Origin of the sequence: Bacillus sp. WP8 (assembly GCF_000800825.1) — a bacterium.
In the GTDB taxonomy this organism is placed as follows: Bacteria; Bacillota; Bacilli; order Bacillales; family Bacillaceae; genus Bacillus; species Bacillus safensis.
This window is the reverse complement of sequence record NZ_CP010075.1, coordinates 1,291,480-1,307,564: the sequence shown is the minus strand read 5'-3', so window position 1 is coordinate 1,307,564 and position 16,085 is coordinate 1,291,480. Positions and strand designations below refer to the sequence as shown.

At 40.9% G+C, this 16,085-nt stretch carries 17 protein-coding genes and 2 riboswitches; of the genes, 4 read left to right on the top strand and 13 right to left on the bottom strand.

The genetic code is table 11. The features are described from left to right. Window positions 1-275: 275 nt before the first annotated feature. The 5 genes from QR42_RS06440 to QR42_RS06420 form a co-directional block, all read right to left on the bottom strand. Window positions 276-806, bottom strand: a complete 531-nt coding sequence (locus QR42_RS06440) for a 1,2-dihydroxy-3-keto-5-methylthiopentene dioxygenase (protein ID WP_024426834.1) — start codon at window positions 804-806, stop codon at window positions 276-278. A gap of 16 nt (window positions 807-822) precedes the next feature. Further along, window positions 823-1,461 carry a methylthioribulose 1-phosphate dehydratase gene (locus QR42_RS19585; protein WP_039178070.1) on the bottom strand — a complete coding sequence of 213 codons (639 nt, stop codon included), beginning with the start codon at window positions 1,459-1,461 and terminating at the stop codon, window positions 823-825. After that, on the bottom strand, window positions 1,425-2,120 hold the full coding sequence (locus tag QR42_RS19580; RefSeq protein ID WP_039178068.1) for a 2-hydroxy-3-keto-5-methylthiopentenyl-1-phosphate phosphatase: 696 nt from the start codon (window positions 2,118-2,120) through the stop codon (window positions 1,425-1,427). The genes QR42_RS19585 and QR42_RS19580 overlap by 37 nt, the downstream gene beginning before the upstream one ends. Continuing rightward, the gene (gene mtnW / locus QR42_RS06425; protein WP_039178067.1) at window positions 2,120-3,340 is read right to left on the bottom strand and encodes a 2,3-diketo-5-methylthiopentyl-1-phosphate enolase; all 1,221 of its coding nucleotides are present in this window, start codon (window positions 3,338-3,340) and stop codon (window positions 2,120-2,122) included. The genes QR42_RS19580 and mtnW overlap by 1 nt, the downstream gene beginning before the upstream one ends. A 102-nt stretch (window positions 3,341-3,442) precedes the next feature. Further along, a riboswitch (SAM riboswitch) is annotated at window positions 3,443-3,544 on the bottom strand. A 44-nt stretch (window positions 3,545-3,588) separates the two neighbouring features. Then, the gene (locus QR42_RS06420) at window positions 3,589-4,779 is read right to left on the bottom strand and encodes a pyridoxal phosphate-dependent aminotransferase (RefSeq protein WP_039178065.1); all 1,191 of its coding nucleotides are present in this window, start codon (window positions 4,777-4,779) and stop codon (window positions 3,589-3,591) included. A gap of 164 nt (window positions 4,780-4,943) precedes the next feature. Further along, a riboswitch (SAM riboswitch) is annotated at window positions 4,944-5,101 on the top strand. 80 nt (window positions 5,102-5,181) lie between these two features. On the opposite strand from QR42_RS06420, the gene mtnK reads away from it, so the two are divergent. Beyond that, complete coding sequence (gene mtnK, locus QR42_RS06415) at window positions 5,182-6,375, top strand: S-methyl-5-thioribose kinase (RefSeq protein WP_039178063.1); 1,194 nt, start codon at window positions 5,182-5,184, stop codon at window positions 6,373-6,375. A gap of 6 nt (window positions 6,376-6,381) precedes the next feature. Further along, window positions 6,382-7,443, top strand: coding sequence for an S-methyl-5-thioribose-1-phosphate isomerase (gene mtnA, locus QR42_RS06410; RefSeq protein WP_039178062.1), 1,062 nt, complete (start codon window positions 6,382-6,384; stop codon window positions 7,441-7,443). A gap of 24 nt (window positions 7,444-7,467) precedes the next feature. Here the strand turns inward: mtnA and QR42_RS19435 are convergent, their stop codons facing one another. From QR42_RS19435 to QR42_RS06400, 3 genes are all read right to left on the bottom strand, one after another. After that, window positions 7,468-7,605: a hypothetical protein gene (locus QR42_RS19435; RefSeq protein WP_181286132.1), complete on the bottom strand. Its 138-nt coding sequence runs from the start codon at window positions 7,603-7,605 to the stop codon at window positions 7,468-7,470. Between the two features lie 89 nt (window positions 7,606-7,694). Next, a complete protein-coding gene (locus QR42_RS06405; RefSeq protein ID WP_039178060.1) occupies window positions 7,695-8,186 on the bottom strand; it encodes a methylated-DNA--[protein]-cysteine S-methyltransferase in 492 nt (163 codons plus the stop codon). 1 nt (window position 8,187) lies between these two features. Next, window positions 8,188-10,398, bottom strand: coding sequence for a PAS domain-containing sensor histidine kinase (locus QR42_RS06400; protein WP_039178058.1), 2,211 nt, complete (start codon window positions 10,396-10,398; stop codon window positions 8,188-8,190). A gap of 293 nt (window positions 10,399-10,691) precedes the next feature. Here QR42_RS06400 and QR42_RS06395 point away from each other — a divergent pair, with 293 nt between their 5' ends. Beyond that, the gene (locus QR42_RS06395) at window positions 10,692-11,711 is read left to right on the top strand and encodes an acyltransferase family protein (RefSeq protein WP_039178056.1); all 1,020 of its coding nucleotides are present in this window, start codon (window positions 10,692-10,694) and stop codon (window positions 11,709-11,711) included. A gap of 27 nt (window positions 11,712-11,738) precedes the next feature. Here the strand turns inward: QR42_RS06395 and QR42_RS19430 are convergent, their stop codons facing one another. The 5 genes from QR42_RS19430 to htpX all read right to left on the bottom strand — a co-directional run bounded on the left by QR42_RS19430 (window position 11,739) and on the right by htpX (window position 15,082). Next, complete coding sequence (locus tag QR42_RS19430; RefSeq protein ID WP_189292461.1) at window positions 11,739-11,912, bottom strand: hypothetical protein; 174 nt, start codon at window positions 11,910-11,912, stop codon at window positions 11,739-11,741. After that, the gene (locus QR42_RS19425) at window positions 11,905-12,069 is read right to left on the bottom strand and encodes a hypothetical protein (protein WP_087975542.1); all 165 of its coding nucleotides are present in this window, start codon (window positions 12,067-12,069) and stop codon (window positions 11,905-11,907) included. Before QR42_RS19425 ends, QR42_RS19430 begins: the two co-directional genes overlap by 8 nt. A 6-nt stretch (window positions 12,070-12,075) precedes the next feature. Next, window positions 12,076-12,594 (bottom strand): DUF421 domain-containing protein, encoded by a 519-nt coding sequence (locus tag QR42_RS06390; RefSeq protein WP_039178055.1) that lies wholly within the window; start codon window positions 12,592-12,594, stop codon window positions 12,076-12,078. Between the two features lie 97 nt (window positions 12,595-12,691). Beyond that, window positions 12,692-14,038, bottom strand: coding sequence for a TrkH family potassium uptake protein (locus QR42_RS06385; protein ID WP_084096377.1), 1,347 nt, complete (start codon window positions 14,036-14,038; stop codon window positions 12,692-12,694). A 144-nt stretch (window positions 14,039-14,182) separates the two neighbouring features. Further along, window positions 14,183-15,082: a protease HtpX gene (htpX, locus tag QR42_RS06380; RefSeq protein WP_039178050.1), complete on the bottom strand. Its 900-nt coding sequence runs from the start codon at window positions 15,080-15,082 to the stop codon at window positions 14,183-14,185. Window positions 15,083-15,361: 279 nt separating this feature from the next. On the opposite strand from htpX, the gene QR42_RS06375 reads away from it, so the two are divergent. Beyond that, window positions 15,362-16,078 (top strand): DUF1836 domain-containing protein, encoded by a 717-nt coding sequence (locus QR42_RS06375; RefSeq protein ID WP_039178049.1) that lies wholly within the window; start codon window positions 15,362-15,364, stop codon window positions 16,076-16,078. The last annotated feature ends 7 nt before the right edge of the window (window positions 16,079-16,085 follow it).

Here is a 16,085-nt window from a genome sequence, read left to right as displayed (position 1 = left end):
ACTGTCTATGCTCAAAATGATCCGACACCAAAATTATACTTTATTTGTAAATTAAATTAAATATGCTTATTTTATTTAATTTTTTACAGCCTAAAGACCTTTTACCCAATCAAATTTGGGGGTAAACTTCAAATTTGGACAGGACTGTCACATTGATTAAACAGAATTTTATCCTATACAGAAGATCAAAATCAACTATTTTCTTTCACATTTTATGTCTAATTTCCTAAAAAAAAGCTGATCTTCCGCCTCATGCGGAATGATCAGCTCTATCATTAAACCGTTTCTTCCTCGTAAATTGGCACCCAGCCCTCAGTTGTGACAAATATGCGAACTGCGACCACTTTGCGATCCTCTTGAAGTGTAAAGTAATGACGGATGTTTGGCGGAACAGAAATTAAATCACCTGGGTTCAATCTCACATCAAAAAAGACGCCATCCTTGCCTTGAATAGCAAAGATTCCGTGCCCGCTCACAATAAAGCGTACTTCATCATCTGTATGGTGATGCTCACGTTTAAAGTTTTGGAGCAGCTCATCAAGATTTGGCGTGGCATCAGATAATGAAATCACATCCTGCGCTTTGTACCCTCTTTTTTCAGAAATACTTTGGATTTCCTTTTGGAAAACAGTCAAAATCTCTTCCTTTTCCTCATCGGTTAAATCATACTTTTCTGATAAACGGTTTGGCAGCTTTTCAATATCCCAATGCTCATAAATAACCCCTTGGTTTTCTAAATATGATGCAACCTCTTGCTCGTTCTCAAGTAATGTGTTCTCTTCATTGTGAATCAAAATCGTCGCCATGTGCTTTTCCTCCTTTTTATCTTACAAGCTGCTGTTGATACAGCGCTAATTTTAAGTGATAGCTAAATAAAAATTCATATGCTTCTAATACTCGTTTTGCTTCAAAGGCTGTTTTTCCCCAGACCGTGATGCCATGATTGCGAATGAGTACAGCACCAGATGACGCCTCTAGTGTCAGATGTTTGGCAAATTGCTCTGCAAGATGCGGAATATGAGCTGGATTTTCAATAATCGGAATCGACACTTCTGCATCCTCTTCCCAATAACCAAGCGCTTTGATGATTTCGTTGCCTTTAAAACGAATCTCTCCCTTATCCCCATACAGCTCTGACATCACATTATTATCAATGGTGTGGACATGGAGACAGCAGCCTGCTTTCGTCCGTTCATACACGTACGTGTGAAGCAGTGTTTCAGCTGATGGTCTAAGTGATTCGTTCGGATCGTGAGGCTGGCCTTCCGCATTCACTAACAGAAAATCTTCGTTCGTTTCTTTTCGTTTATCTTTGCCGCTTGCCGTCACCAAAAACGTGGTTGGATCATCCGACACCTTGATCGATAAATTACCGCTTGTTCCGAAAAACCAGTCTCTTTGGGCCAGTTCACGTTTAACGTCTGCTAGCTCCTGCCAGCGTTTGCTCTTTGCGTCTGCCATTCCTTCACTTCCTTTATTTGAACAAATTGCGCGTGTAGATCAATAAATGTGTCAAACTCCTTATGTACGAGCCCGAGCTCTTGACATTCATTGAGCAAGTAGTCGCGCGCAAACGTAAGATCTGCATGTTTCGCCGCCTCCACATCAGTCACTGAATCTCCGATCATGATGATGAAATCATCCTCATGAGTCAGGTTTCGAATGATTGAGGGCTTGCAGCATCCGCACCCATTTTGACATTGCGTATCGCAGGCATGCGGCCATTCAATCTGAATATGCTCTTCCCCAAATGATGCATGATTGCAATAAATATCGTCTCGATCGACAATGCCTTCGAGGATGGGGTAGACAAAAAAGTCCATCCCCCCACTAAGTACATAGAAAGGAATGTCTGCTTTTTTTACCTCATCAACAAATTCCTTAAATCCTTCTCGAATCTCTGTATCCTCTAAAATAAATGATTGAATGGCTTCCTTCTGATCACTTGTCAGTAATTGAAACATCTGCCCGACGCCTTCTTGAATGGTAATTTCCTTTGACAGGACACCATCCTTCAGTTTCGTCCATTCACTCGGTGCAAACTGTTTCATGATGCGGATGATATTATCATTTTTTGTAATTGTTCCATCAAAATCACAACACACAATTGGTTTTTTCATTATTCTGCTACCCTTCCCCAAAGATCAAGTGCCGCTTTTAAGTCTTGGCAGGAAGCCGCCTTATCTTGGATAGACTCTTCCTGTATCACGGCATCAATGATCGAACGAAATGCCTTCCCTCCGCCGATGGCTCCCCGCGGATGTCCGTGAATGCCTCCACCTGCGTTAATCACATGATCAATTCCAAAATCTTTGATCAATACTGGAACCATTCCTGGATGAATGCCTGCTGACGGGACAGGGAATGTTTTTTGAACCGTATCCTCTTTCACGCAAGCTTCATAGATTCCAAGGGCATCCTTTTGCGGAAGTGCAACCGATCCATACGGTGAGGGAAAGAGGCTCAAATCAGCGCCAGCATATCGATTTAATTTGCCTAAAAGAAGAGAATGCGAGAATCCATATTCAGGAGAGGATGTCAATGCACCGCTCACTGCGGGATGCGCCATAATAGGCAGTGGAATATCTGGATCCTCAGCTAAGCTTTGCATAACATCAAGGCCGTAAGCAAAGACATTGAATAAGAGCGCATCTGCTCCAAGTTCAGCGGCCTTTCTCGCTCGATCCCTCAGGTCAAAGGTTCTGCCCGTTAAATTGACAGCATACAGCGTGCGGTGTCCTGTCTCTTCATAGGTTTCTTTTAAAATCTCTTTTCCTTCTTTGATTCGCTCTTCAAAAGGAGCTAATGGACTTTCAAATAAAATTTCATCGTCTTTGATGAGGTCAACCCCGCCTAATGCCTGTAAACGGAGCTGCTCTTTTAAATCCTGCATATCACGGCCGATAACACCTTTAAAAATACTCATCAATAATGGACGATCAAATACATTTACCTTATTTCGTATGCCATCAATTCCAAATACCGGTCCTGGCAGGCTTTTTTTAAATTCTTCAGAAAATTGGATATCGACTAGCTTCACTTTTCCGTCTAGTGAAAGCTTTCCAAAAATCGTCGTGAAAACAGCTGGTAAATCTGCTGAAAAGTTTGCCTCAGGATAAGCAATGGTCACCTCTGATTGATAAAGGCCATTTTCGGCTGTAGCAGCCTTTTCTAATACTTTTTCAACTCGGCCTTTATGCTTTTGAAGCTGCTCCTTTTTGAGCTGCGGCAAATCCGTCCATGATCCAACTGTTAAACCAAGCGCGATCTGCTCCGCTTTTCGATTTATTTGTTCATCCTCTCGATGTGTTAATACGTATGTTGCCAGTAATTCACTCACTAGGAATCCCCTTTCGATTGCGTCATGCATATGTTCAATAAAAAAACCTCTTCAAGTGCTTCTTGAGCGCCTTAAAGAGGTTATTTCGTGTTATTCATCCGAATCTTATCTCTCAGCGCTTGCTGCAAGAATTAGCACCGTGCTTCATGGAAGTCGGTTGCCGGGCTTCATTGGGCTAGTCCCTCTGCCTACTCTTGATAAGAATATTCAATTTTCTTAAATATTGCCTGAATTATCGCACCATTTTTTTATGTTGTCAATGGCTTTTTTTCAAACAGCTTCAAGGCAGCGATGCGCTGAGCAGCTTCTTGTAACCGCTCCTCGCTTGTTAGAAGCCCTACTCTCACGTACCCTTCACCGTGAGCACCAAAGCCATTACCTGGCGCTACAACAACATGCGCTTTTTCTAATAATAAATCAGAAAAGGCTTCAGATGTATATCCTTCTGGCACCTTTAACCAAGCAAAAAATGATCCCTTTGGAGCACTGACTTCCCAGCCAATTTCTTTGCAGGCAGCTATCCACACATTCCGTCTTTTCTCATATCGGTCATTTTGCACCCGTACGCACGTTTGATCGCTTAATAGGGCTTCCGCTGCTGCATCTTGCGTGGCTTTAAACAACGAGACAAACAAATGATCCTGATAAAGCTCAATCGCTTCAATAACAGACGGATTACCTGCTGCAAATCCTACTCTCCACCCTGCCATATTGTACGTTTTAGACAATGTGTAAATTTCTATTCCCGTCTCTTTCGCTCCATCTACTTGCAGAAAGCTGATCGGCTTTTCTCCATCAAATCCAATGCCGCCATATGCAAAATCATGAACAACACAAAGCTTGTGATCTTTCGCAAATGTCACGGTTTCTTCAAAAAATGAACGGCTTGCCGTAGCCCCCGTCGGATTGTTGGGGTAATTTAAGTACATTAATTTCGCCTTTTTCTTATCATCCTCAGGCAGCAAATCGTAGTCAGGTAAAAAATCATTTTTTTCAAGAAGTGGCATGGTCACCATATGAGCTCCAGCAAGTACAGCACCTGACCAATAATCAGGATAACCTGGGTCAGGGACGAGAAGCGTATCACCCGGATTCAGCAGGCATTGAGGCAGCTCAACAAGCCCTGCTTTCCCGCCAAATAAAATCGCAATTTCCGTCTTTGGATCAAGCGTAACGCCATATTCTCTTTCATAAAAAGCGGCAGCGGCCTTTTTTAATTTCGCTGTTCCACGGAATGAGGAGTATTGATGATTTTCAGGTTTTGCTACCGCTTCCTGCATGGCTTTTACAATGTGCGGAGGAGTTGGCTGATCAGGATTTCCCTGCCCCAAATTAATGATATCTGCCCCTTCCTGCACTTTTTTCTGCACCTTTTGGACAAGAGACGCAAAAAATTGTTTCGGTAATTGTTTCAACACATCTGATTGCTGGAATTCCATTTCTTCACCTTCTATTCAAGTTACGTAACAATACAATCACTGTAATGGATTGTTTTATGAATTGTAAAGCAATTTTGAAAAAAGATTGACATGTAAAGCGCAGCTCTGATAATATCTTGAATTAAGAAATGCAAACAGACACGAAACAATTACATATTGATTTCTCTTATCGAGAGTTGGGCGAGGGATTTGGCCTTTTGACCCCAACAGCAACCGACCGTTAATACCACTGTGAAGTGGGGCGCAGCAAGTAACGCGCCAAGACAATTGTCTTATAGGGCACGGTGCTAATTCCATCAGACGTATGTGCTGAGAGATAAGAGAGGCTTTGAGCATACACACCATCAAGCCTCTTTCTCTCAGGAGAAAGAGGCTTTTTTATATGATTTGGAGGGGAAGCAATTGGTTACACTTACGGCATCATATGAAGAACTAACAGAAAGCTCGGCAGTTGCACTCGCAATTAGACTTGGCTTAATCCAAGAAAGCAGTCATTTGACTTGTACTGAAATCGGCGACGGAAATTTAAATTACGTCTTTCATATTTATGATCACAAACAAGAAAAAGGATTGATCATCAAGCAGGCGCTACCTTATGCAAAGGTGGTTGGTGAGAGCTGGCCTCTTACATTAGACCGGGCAAGAATTGAAAGTGCTGCCCTGATCAAACAGTCAGAATATGCTCCGCATCTCGTACCAGCGGTCTATTACTCGGATACAGCTCTTGCAGTGACAGCCATGGAGGATCTCTCACACTTAGAAATCGTCAGAAAAGGGCTAATTGCCGGAAAACAATATCCGCATTTATCTGATCATGTTGGAGAATTTTTAGGAAAAACACTTTTTTACACATCTGACTTTGCGACAAATCCTAAAATCAAAAAACAATTTGTGAAGCAATTTACGAACCCTGACCTGTGTGATATCACAGAAAAACTTGTCTTCACAGACCCTTTCTTTGATAGTGAAACAAATGACTTCGAAGAAGAATTAAGAGAATCAGCAGAAGCGCTTTGGGCAGATCTTGAAGTGCAGGCCAAAGCAGCAGAATTGAAGCGTATCTTCCTGACATCAGCTGAAACATTGGTTCATGGAGATCTTCATACAGGCAGTATTTTTGCAAATGAGACTGAAACGAAAATCATTGATCCAGAATTCGCGTTTTACGGTCCCTTTGGATTCGATATCGGCCACTTTATCGCCAATCTGTTCCTGAATGCTTTATCTCGCGAGAATGAACACGAGCAGCAGCACCTTTTTGACCATGTCGTCAATGTATGGGCAACATTCAAAGAAGTGTTCACAAAAGCTTGGAAAGAGGACAGCATTGAAGCATTTAGTGTATCGGACAGCTTTTTAGAAACAACGTTTGACCGGATTTTAAAAGAAGCGACAGGCTTTGCCGGCTGTGAGCTTGTCCGCCGAACAATTGGCCTTGCTCATGCCGCTGATCTTGATGCGATTCCATCACCAACTAGACGGATTCAACAGAAAAAAGCAGCACTGACACTTGGAAAAACATTTATCAAACAATATCATGCAGTGGAAACAGCGTCTGACCTCGTCGCATTATTCCAGCCATCTGTAAAGGAGTGACGGGTTTTGTCAAAAGAATTTGAAGTCCCCCGTTCTGTCGAATGGGAAGAAAACCGTATTCACATTTTAAATCAGCAAAAATTACCGACCGAAACCGTCTTTGAGCATTTATATACGAAAGAAGATGTGTATGATGCAATTGTGACATTAAAAGTACGCGGAGCCCCTGCGATTGGCATTACAGCAGCATTTGGACTGGCACTTAGTGCGCAAGCCATTGAGACAGAAGAAATCGATGTTTTTAAACAAGAAGTGATTCGAATCAAAGAATATTTAAACAGTGCTCGTCCAACTGCTGTGAACCTCGCCTGGGCATTAGACCGGCTGCTGCAGCGCATTCAGCGTGCAGCATCAGTAAATGCAGCTAAAACAGATCTTGTCCATGAAGCCATTCAAATTCAAATTGAAGATGAAGAAACATGCAGACAAATCGGTCAAAATGCACTTCAGCTCTTTAAATCAGGTGACCGTATCATGACCATTTGTAATGCAGGCTCCATTGCAACGAGCCGGTACGGAACAGCCCTTGCTCCCTTTTATTTAGCCAAAAAGAAAAATCTTGACCTTCACATTTATGCATGTGAAACACGCCCTGTTCTTCAAGGCGCTCGTCTGACAACATGGGAGCTCATGCAAGGCGGCGTGGATGTGACACTCATTACAGATAACATGGCCGCCCATACGATGAAAGAAAAGCAAATTTCTGCTGTCATTGTTGGAGCAGACCGTATCGCCCGTAATGGAGATACAGCGAATAAGATTGGAACGTTAGGTCTTGCCGTTCTAGCCAAACATTTTCACATTCCGTTTTTTGTAGCAGCACCGCTTTCAACCTTTGATGTATCCACCCATGACGGGTCAGATATCCCAATTGAAGAGCGCGACCCGCTGGAAGTAAAGGAATTAAACGGTGTCCCCATTGCACCGCCCGATGTCCAAGTATTCAATCCCGCCTTTGATGTCACTCCTCATCATCTCATTTCAGGCATCATTACAGAAAAGGGAATTATCACATCGAACTATGCAGAAGAGATTGATGCTCTTTTCGCCGAAAGCATCTCCCAATGATCGCAAAAAAGCGCCGTGTTCTTGTCATTTAAGAGCACCGCGCTTTTTTGTTTCTTGATTCGTTTTTGTTAAGATTTCTTCTTTCTGTTCTTCCGTTAAAACGTTCATTTTGACACATAGTGACGTAACGGCATACATTTTACCTTTTTTGCCCCAAAACATGCCAGCGCCCTCCTTTTTCCCTCAACCAACTTTTTTAGCTTAATAAAAGGATATGTCGCTTAGGAAAAATTCGGAACAGGTCAATCGATTTATTTTTGAACAAATGGGATGCCTTCTAATTCAAGGAGGACCGCTTTCATGTCTGTCTTCGATCCTGCATAGCCAGTCAGAGACCGGTCTTTTCCAATCACTCTGTGACAAGGAATAAAAATAGGTAATGCATTTCGTCTGTTAGCTTGTCCGATGGCTCTTACAGCCTTGGGATTGCCTATCGCTTCTGCAATGTCTGCATAGCTTTTTGATTCACCATATGGAATGGCCGACAATGCTCCCCACACCTGCTCTTGGAACGGAGAACCTGTTTGCTTGAGCGGGAGATCGAATACTTGACGCTCTCCCTTGAAATATTCATCCAGCTGCTTTTTCGCTTCTTGTAAGACTGGCGTATCTGCTTGCTTTAAATACACTGCCTGCTTTTTTGCTAAAAACGGCTCATCATCAAACATCACCTCGATGATGGCACCGTCCTTTTCTAGTATGTATAATGCCCCAATGGGTGCGTGATAGACGGTATAATACACTTTACTGCTCTCCTTCTTGTTTCTGCTGCCTTAGTGGCAGCGTGAGATGGAAGACGGTTCCTACGCCTTCCTCACTTTCTACTTCAATGGTTCCTTGATGCTCTTCAATAATTTTATAACTAACCATTAAACCAAGTCCAGTTCCTCTTTCTTTCGTAGTATAAAAAGGCTCACCTAGACGCTTTAGCTTATCCTCTGCCATTCCGCAGCCTTCATCACGCAGTGAAATGACAATATGCTCCTCGCCCTTCCGCTGAATGCTCACATAGACATTTCCTTTGCGCGGCATGACTTCAATTGCATTTTTTAAAATGTTAATAAAGACTTGCTTTAATTGGTTTTGTTCACAATAAATGAGCGGAATCTCATCCAGCACATTGAGATGCATTTGAACATTGCCAAGATTCGCCTGTGCGTGCAGAAGATCCATCGTGTCCTTCACAATTTGCACCACATTTTTTTCTTCATATACAATAGCTTGCGGTTTCGCTAAAATCAAAAATTCAGTGATGATGGATTCTATTCTTTTCAGCTCTGATGTGATGACATTAAAATAGAGCGAATACTCCCCTTCAATATTTCCTTTTAATAGCTGAATGAAGCCTTTTAATGCTGTCATCGGGTTTCTAATTTCATGAGCAATTCCAGCAGCAAGCTCTCCGACCACATGAAGGGTATCTGATTTTCTCACCCGCTCTTCTAATTCCTTCCGCTCTGTCACATCTCTAAAGATGGCCAAATTCATATTATGGATAATGTTACGTTTAAAAGAGAATTCCAATATACGCTGATCTGGATGATTCAGTACAAACGGAACCTCATTGTCCATTTCATCTAATGACATCGCCTCGGCTGGTTGAGCCAAATTTTCAATTTGATAAGGGGCAAGGATGTGGAAAAGATTCATTTCTGTTAAATGATCGTCCTTCAATTGAAGCAGCTCGCTTGCAGATGGATTGACTTCAATGATTCGGTATTGATTATCAAAAAGAACAATGCCGTCCATTGACCCATTAAATACTTTACGGAATTTGAGCTCACTTTCGCGCAGCTCCTGCTCCATTCTTTTTCGATCACTTACATTACGTAAAATGGTTAAGTGCTGTCCTTCTAATACCGCATGCTTTGATGTAAACTCAAGCTCTTTATACTGCCCATTTGCCATTTTGAACAATAGCTCTTCCCTTATTTCATGATTGCGGATATAACGTCTTCTTGTTGGTCTATATCTCTTATCAGATTTGACGAGAAAGTCGGTGAGCTTTTTGCCAATCAGCGAGTGCATCGGTAATTCAAAAATTCGGCAGGCTGATTCATTGGCTCTCACAATCTCTCCATCGTCCGCCCATATAATGATGGCATCCATTGCATTTTCGAAAATTTCTCTAAAGCGTTCTTCACTTTTTAACAGTTTCTCTTCCATCAGTCTTTTTTCTGTAATATCCCGCATGATGGACATATAAAAACCACTCATCACATTTGATGTAATGGTGAGTTCGAATAATTTTTGCTGGCCAGATTGAAGGGTAACAGGAAGCTCCCCTTTTGCTTTCCCTGTTTCTTTAAGTGACGTTAAAAGATGCTGCAAAGCTGGAAGATTATCGCCTTCGACAAATTCATGTAAATAGCGGTCGGTTAAATCAGTCTTTTGCAGCTCAAAGCTCTGACAAAAAGAATGATTCGCATCAATCATGCAGCCATCCTGATCAAATATGACCATCCCGTCAATGGCCCGGTCAAACAAATCTTTGAACAGCTGCTCATTCATGGAGCGTTCCCGTTCTAATATTTTTTTGGAGGAAATGTCTCGCATGACCACAATATATTGCTGATTCATGGTGTCATGCTCTGCAACAAATTCAATGTATTTTGTTTCACCACTTTCAAGCTGAATGGAGATTTCTCTTTTTAACGTACCTTTTCGAAAAAATAGATCGAGTGAGCATTCAACTTTATCTTTCGGGATGCCGTATAGGAAATCTAGAACGGATTTATTGAGGAGGTCTTCTTTCGGTGTCTGTACAAGCCTGCATGTTGCTTCGTTGGCTTGGATGATGTTGAGGTGTTGATCAAATATAAAAATGGCATCTAGCGTCTTATTTAACAGCATTTTTTGCTGCATCAACTCAGTTCGCAAATATTCGTTCTCTTTTTCTAATTTTCTGATATCTCCTGCAGGGGTTAATCTATTGCCATCGAGCGTTTCAGTCATTCTCTTACACTCCTTTTCCAGCCTCATTCCTCTACAATATTTCTACAATATTTTCATTGTTCCTTCATTCGACTCATAAAAAAAGATAACTTTTTACACGAAGACTGTCTCATTTATTTCATTTGGATGACAGGATTGTATAACATTTCACTTTTCTTACGCTTCTTTTACAACCGTTCTACAATTTCACATCAAATAGCGAATTAAGCAAAAATGTATTTTAGAATGGGGCAAATAAGGGAACAGTGCACTTAGAACATTTATGTTTGAAATCGAGCAGGAAAGGTGATGTTATGGCATCTTCACGAGATAGTTATTTTGATAATGCGAAATTCCTTCTGATTTTTCTAGTTGTTTTTGGTCATTTGTTACGATCATTCATTCACGATAATGACTGGATGCTCTATTTATACAAGTTTATTTATACCTTTCACATGCCCGCCTTTATTTTAGTTTCTGGCTTTTTTGCAAAAGGGTTTAGAAAACCGGGCTTTATGAAAAAAGTCGCCGTTAAGCTGATCATCCCATATTTAATCTTTCAGGTGATCTATTCGGTTTACTATTACCTATTACAGGATCAAAGCATAACCAATTTAAATCCAATTGATCCGCAATGGTCCTTATGGTTTTTAATTAGTTTATTCTTTTGGAATTTGCTGCTTATTCCTTTTTCAAAACTGCCGTTCCACTGGGCGATGATCGTCAGTTTATCGATTGCATTACTTGTCGGTTATGTGGACAGCATCAGCAATACACTCAGCTTATCACGTACGTTTGTCTTTTTGCCTATGTTTTTAGCTGGATTTTATTTAAAAAAGCAGCATTTTGAATTCATTCGTACAAGCAAAGGAAAACTGGCAGCACTTTTTGTATTAATGGCTGTCTTCCTGTTTTGCTACTTCTATGAATTTGATTATTCCTTCTTATTTGGCTCAAAGTCGTATGCTTCTCTAGGAGATGAAGGAATGATTGCGGCGATGAAACGAATGGCTTGGTATTTGCTTGCATTTGGTGCTACATTCAGCTTCTTTGCATTAGTTCCAACACGCCGTTTCTTCTTTACAAAATGGGGAACAAGAACGTTATATGTTTATTTATTACATGGCTTTGTGATCAAGCTGCTAAGAACCACTTGGTTTGATGACTGGGCGCTAAATGCAGCAAGTGTTCTTATTTTATTGCTGCTGACCATTCTGTTAACCTTTACCCTGTCTAGCACTTTTGTTAAAACCGTTGCACAGCCAGTGATTGAGCTCAAAATGAACAACTTCATGCGAACGATCACCGGCAGGCAGGGGAGTTATATCAAATAAAAAACGATCCTGATTGGATCGTTTTTTCTATTTCTTATTCTGCTTACATGCAGCATCTTTCTTTGGCTTCATCAACGTATCAATCCATTTGCTGCTGTTGATATCTCCAAGCTCACTGCCAAATTCCTCTTCTAAAATATCTGGGTCCATCGGCTTTTTATGGTCCTTCATCTCTTTGCTCTTCACATGCTTCTTAGTCACGAGATGCCCCCCCTTGTTTCCCTTTATGAGAATTTCGGTTTGCCTGACGATCTCTTGATTGTTCATCAAATTGGGTTTGTCCTTGATCATGTGCCATGCTTTCTGTCGGCGTCATATTATTTGTTAATGCTTCATTTTTCGCTGCTTTTCTTTTCATCTGAATTCAGTCCTTTTTTGGCAGGTTTAGTTCTTCTCTTAATTGGTCAAGGAATTCCTTCATCTGCTTGACCGTCACTGGCTTTTCCTCAGGTTTTAACTCATAGCCAATTTGTCCATTGGCTTCTAGCGTGGCTTTTTTGAGACTGCTGATGTCAGTGATGCCTTGCTGCTTTAAACGCATTCTAAATTCGTCCCTTGTGAGCCTTGTTTTCTTCAGCTTATGATCAAGCATTTCGCCATCCTGTAAAATCACGACCGATTTGCCTGAAAGCAACTTTTCAAAGAAATCAGATTGAATCGACAGTTTTTCCATAATGACAAGTGCCACAATAAAGATGGTAGCTGCATAAATGGTTTCAAGTAAATTATGCTCAATAAAGGGTTGGATAATAATCGATCCGATTGAAATCATAATCACTGTTTGTTGTACAGTTAATTGACTAATGGATTTAGGCCCTGCTATTCTCAGCAGCAAGGTACCAACTAGCAGCATGACAATTGCTTTCCACAACACATCCAGCACGTCTCGTTCACCTCTTACCTATAGATTGCGAACATCCCATGTGATTTAGCCAGTTAGATAATGGAAATAAAAAAACAGCATTCAAATTGAATGCTGTTTAGCCAATGATGACGCGCTCTTTCGGATAATGATAATTCGCTTCGCTTTCTCTTCGGCCGATTAAATATAAAAAGCTTGGAATACCGATCCGTCCAATAAACATGACAATCATGATGATACATTTACCAAACACAGTGAGATCTGAGGTAATCCCAAGCGACAGTCCCGTTGTTCCGAAAGCAGAGCAAACTTCAAATAAATTTTCAAGAAGTGTATTATGCTCTGTTAAGGATAACAGGAACGTAGCGCCAAAAACCAAAATAAAAGCCATCATGGTCACCATAAGGGATTTATTAATATCTGCTTGATGAAGCTCCCTCTTGAAGATTTTGATGGACTTGTTTCCCCTAGCATAATGAAACAATGCGAGTAAATTAAGGGCAAACGTAGTTGTCCGAATTCCGCCCCCCACAGAGCTTGGGGAAGCCCCGATAAACATGAGCATACATAAAAATAAAAGCGTCGGTTCGGTCAGCTGCGTAATATCTAACGTTGTCAGCCCCCCGCTTCTTGTTGCAGTCGATTGAAACAAAGAGTAAAACAAGATTTCGTGCCAGCTCTTCCCTACGAAGCTAAACCCGGCCTCTAGTGCATATATCCCAATCGCTCCAACAACGACAAGACCGCCGAACGTGAGCGTTGTGATTTTTGTAAACAATGAGAACGATGCGTGCTTTCGGTCCTGATTGAACAAATAATCCTTCACTTCCACTAGCACAGGAAAACCAATCGCTCCAAAGATGATCAGCAGCATCGTAATAAACTGGACGAAATAATCATCTTTGTAAGGGATAAGTGAGCTCCCCGTAATATCGAAGCCCCCATTGGTTGTCGCACTAATACTCGAGAAGAAACCATGTAAGAAAGCTCCTTGCACATCATAATATTTGAGAAAATACATGCTTAAAATGAGCCCGCCGACAAACTCAATCAGTAAAATCAAATATAAGACCTGCTTCATTAGTTTTACAATTCCAGATAAATTGCTCTGGTTTTGATCTGCCATGATAAGTTTTCTTTCTTTAATTCCAATTCTTTTTCGCATGACAAGCCATACGAAGGTACCGAGCGTCATAATGCCAATGCCTCCGATTTGCAGAACAAACGCAAGGATCCACATCCCTGTGACACTAAAAGTTTGTGAGGTGTCGACAACAGTCAGTCCTGTGACACTTACAGCACTCACCGCTGTAAACAAGGCATCAATGAATGTCCATTTGACCCCCTCTTGATGAGCCACTGGAAGGCTGAGAAGAATAAGCGACACGGTTACAGCAAGAAAATAATAAAGGGCAATCAACTGAAACGCTGACAGCCGGTCAATTAGCTTTTTTATAGGATTCATTGTCATTCCTTCTTTTATCTATCTTTTCGAATACCTTTATCATTTTAATGAAAAGAGACATGATTTTAAAGCTATTTTATGCTTTATTTTCTTTTTCATCAAAAAGAAAAAGACATCCTGTAAAAGAATGTCTTTTCGTCCTTCTTATTTTGCTTCAAGTCTTCTGATTCTTTCATTTAAATCAGGGTGTGTTGAGAAAAGAGAAGCTTTTCGTTTACCGCTGATTTTTAGCGTAGCGACTGCTGTTTGGTCATCATCTTTGATTCTTGACGTGTACGCCTCAAGTGAACGAAGCGCATGAATCATTTTATCTTTACCTGCAAGGTCGGCTCCGCCGCGGTCTGCATGGAATTCACGGTGTCTAGAATATGCAAACACGACAAGACTTCCTAGGACAGAGAAAATGATTTGGAAAACAATCACAGCGATAAAGTGAACAATCGGCACAAGCTCTTCACGTGAAACAAAACGGCTTGCGATCCATGCCGCAATTCTTGAAAGGAAGACAACGAACGTGTTGACGATTCCTTGAAGCAGCGTCATTGTCACCATGTCACCATTTGCAACGTGAGCAACTTCGTGGGCGATTACACCTTCAACTGCTGCATCATCCATTTCATGAAGCAATCCAGTTGATACCGCAACAAGTGATCTTCTCTTAGAAGGACCTGTTGCAAATGCATTTACTTCAGATGATTGATAAATACCAACCTCAGGCATTTTAGAAAGGCCTGCTGCTCTTGAAAGTCTGTGCACGCGGTCAACAAGCTGCTGCTCATCATATGTTAATGAATCCTTTTCTGGATTTAACACACGTACACCCATCATCATTTTTGCCATCCAACGAGACATTGCAAGTGACATAAACGAGCCAACAAAACCAACAACTGCACTGAATACAAGAAGATAAAGGATATCAAGTCTTCCGTCTGCTCCTATATAAGAACCAACACCAGTTGCTGCACTAATAACCGACAGTACAATACCAATCGTAGTGATAACAAGAATGTTCGTTAATATAAACAGAAATATTCTCTTACCCATACATAACCTCCGCTGTCATATTAAGTTCAAATGAACTTATTAATAAAATTATAAAAATAAACGTCTCAAATTGCAAGGAAAAAGGAATCACTTTCTCTGTTTATCATAACGGCTAAAGCCCCGTCACATCAATATTTACGACATTTGTCCCAGCATAAAAGTGAACAAATTGTGACGCGCCGGCTTTGATTTTGAGTTTATTTTGCATTTTCATCAAAAAGAGACTATGATGTTGAATTAGATCAATAATCACGTTTTGACGTACAAATGAGGTGGAACATGGTTACTTTTAAATTAACGAGAATTGACATGACAAGACTTCTGTATTCTCTAAAAGGAGAGGGAGATCTGACTCCGCTTCAGCTTTTGAAACTATCTGTAAAAAATGGCAAGGATCATGACTATGATGAATTAAAGATCCCGTCTTTTTTTGAGAAGCTTGAACGGCGGAAGCAAAAATCAGAGCATGGTCTGTCTACAAATGAAATTGTTGAGCTTGGCAACTTGTGTGAGCTGACTTCTCTTAAATCGACGGCGATTCAAAATTGGATCAAACGTGATATTAAAGATATGATTGGCCATCCAGAGCTTGGCAAAAAATACTCTATTGATCAGGTCGTTATTTTATTAATTGTCAGGGATTTAAAATCAGTTTTTGACTTCGATACCATTCGTGTGATCTTATCTGCCTTATTTAACACCATCACAGATCGAACAGATGATATTATTAGTCCAATCCGTTTTTATGAAGCATATGCGCACGTCCTTGATTTTATTTATCACCATACACAATTTCCATTAAAGGAAACAAATTTACGAGAAATAACCGAGGAGCAGACAGACAAGCTCCATGACGAGTTTACAGAATTAACGAAGAGCCAATGGCATTTGATTAAAGGCATTATCAGTTCTACCGTCTTCTCTGTCTTTACTTCTCATTTGCAAAGCACAGCTCAAGAAATGATGTATAATACGCTGCAGCTGAATAAGGGATAAATAAGAA

Excerpts from the sequence above, each read along its gene's own strand:
- QR42_RS06440 (WP_024426834.1), bottom strand. The coding sequence starts at position 806 with ATGGCGACGATTTTGATTCACAATGAAGAGAACACATTACTTGAGAAC.
- QR42_RS19585 (WP_039178070.1), bottom strand. The coding sequence starts at position 1,461 with ATGGCAGACGCAAAGAGCAAACGCTGGCAGGAGCTAGCAGACGTTAAA.
- QR42_RS19580 (WP_039178068.1), bottom strand. The coding sequence starts at position 2,120 with ATGAAAAAACCAATTGTGTGTTGTGATTTTGATGGAACAATTACAAAA.
- QR42_RS06420 (WP_039178065.1), bottom strand. The coding sequence starts at position 4,779 with ATGGAATTCCAGCAATCAGATGTGTTGAAACAATTACCGAAACAATTT.
- QR42_RS19435 (WP_181286132.1), bottom strand. The coding sequence starts at position 7,605 with ATGTTTTGGGGCAAAAAAGGTAAAATGTATGCCGTTACGTCACTATGT.
- QR42_RS06400 (WP_039178058.1), bottom strand. The coding sequence starts at position 10,398 with ATGACTGAAACGCTCGATGGCAATAGATTAACCCCTGCAGGAGATATC.
- QR42_RS06395 (WP_039178056.1), top strand. The coding sequence starts at position 10,692 with ATGGCATCTTCACGAGATAGTTATTTTGATAATGCGAAATTCCTTCTG.
- QR42_RS19425 (WP_087975542.1), bottom strand. The coding sequence starts at position 12,069 with ATGAAAAGAAAAGCAGCGAAAAATGAAGCATTAACAAATAATATGACG.
- QR42_RS06385 (WP_084096377.1), bottom strand. The coding sequence starts at position 14,038 with ATGAATCCTATAAAAAAGCTAATTGACCGGCTGTCAGCGTTTCAGTTG.
- htpX (WP_039178050.1), bottom strand. The coding sequence starts at position 15,082 with ATGGGTAAGAGAATATTTCTGTTTATATTAACGAACATTCTTGTTATC.
- QR42_RS06375 (WP_039178049.1), top strand. The coding sequence starts at position 15,362 with ATGGTTACTTTTAAATTAACGAGAATTGACATGACAAGACTTCTGTAT.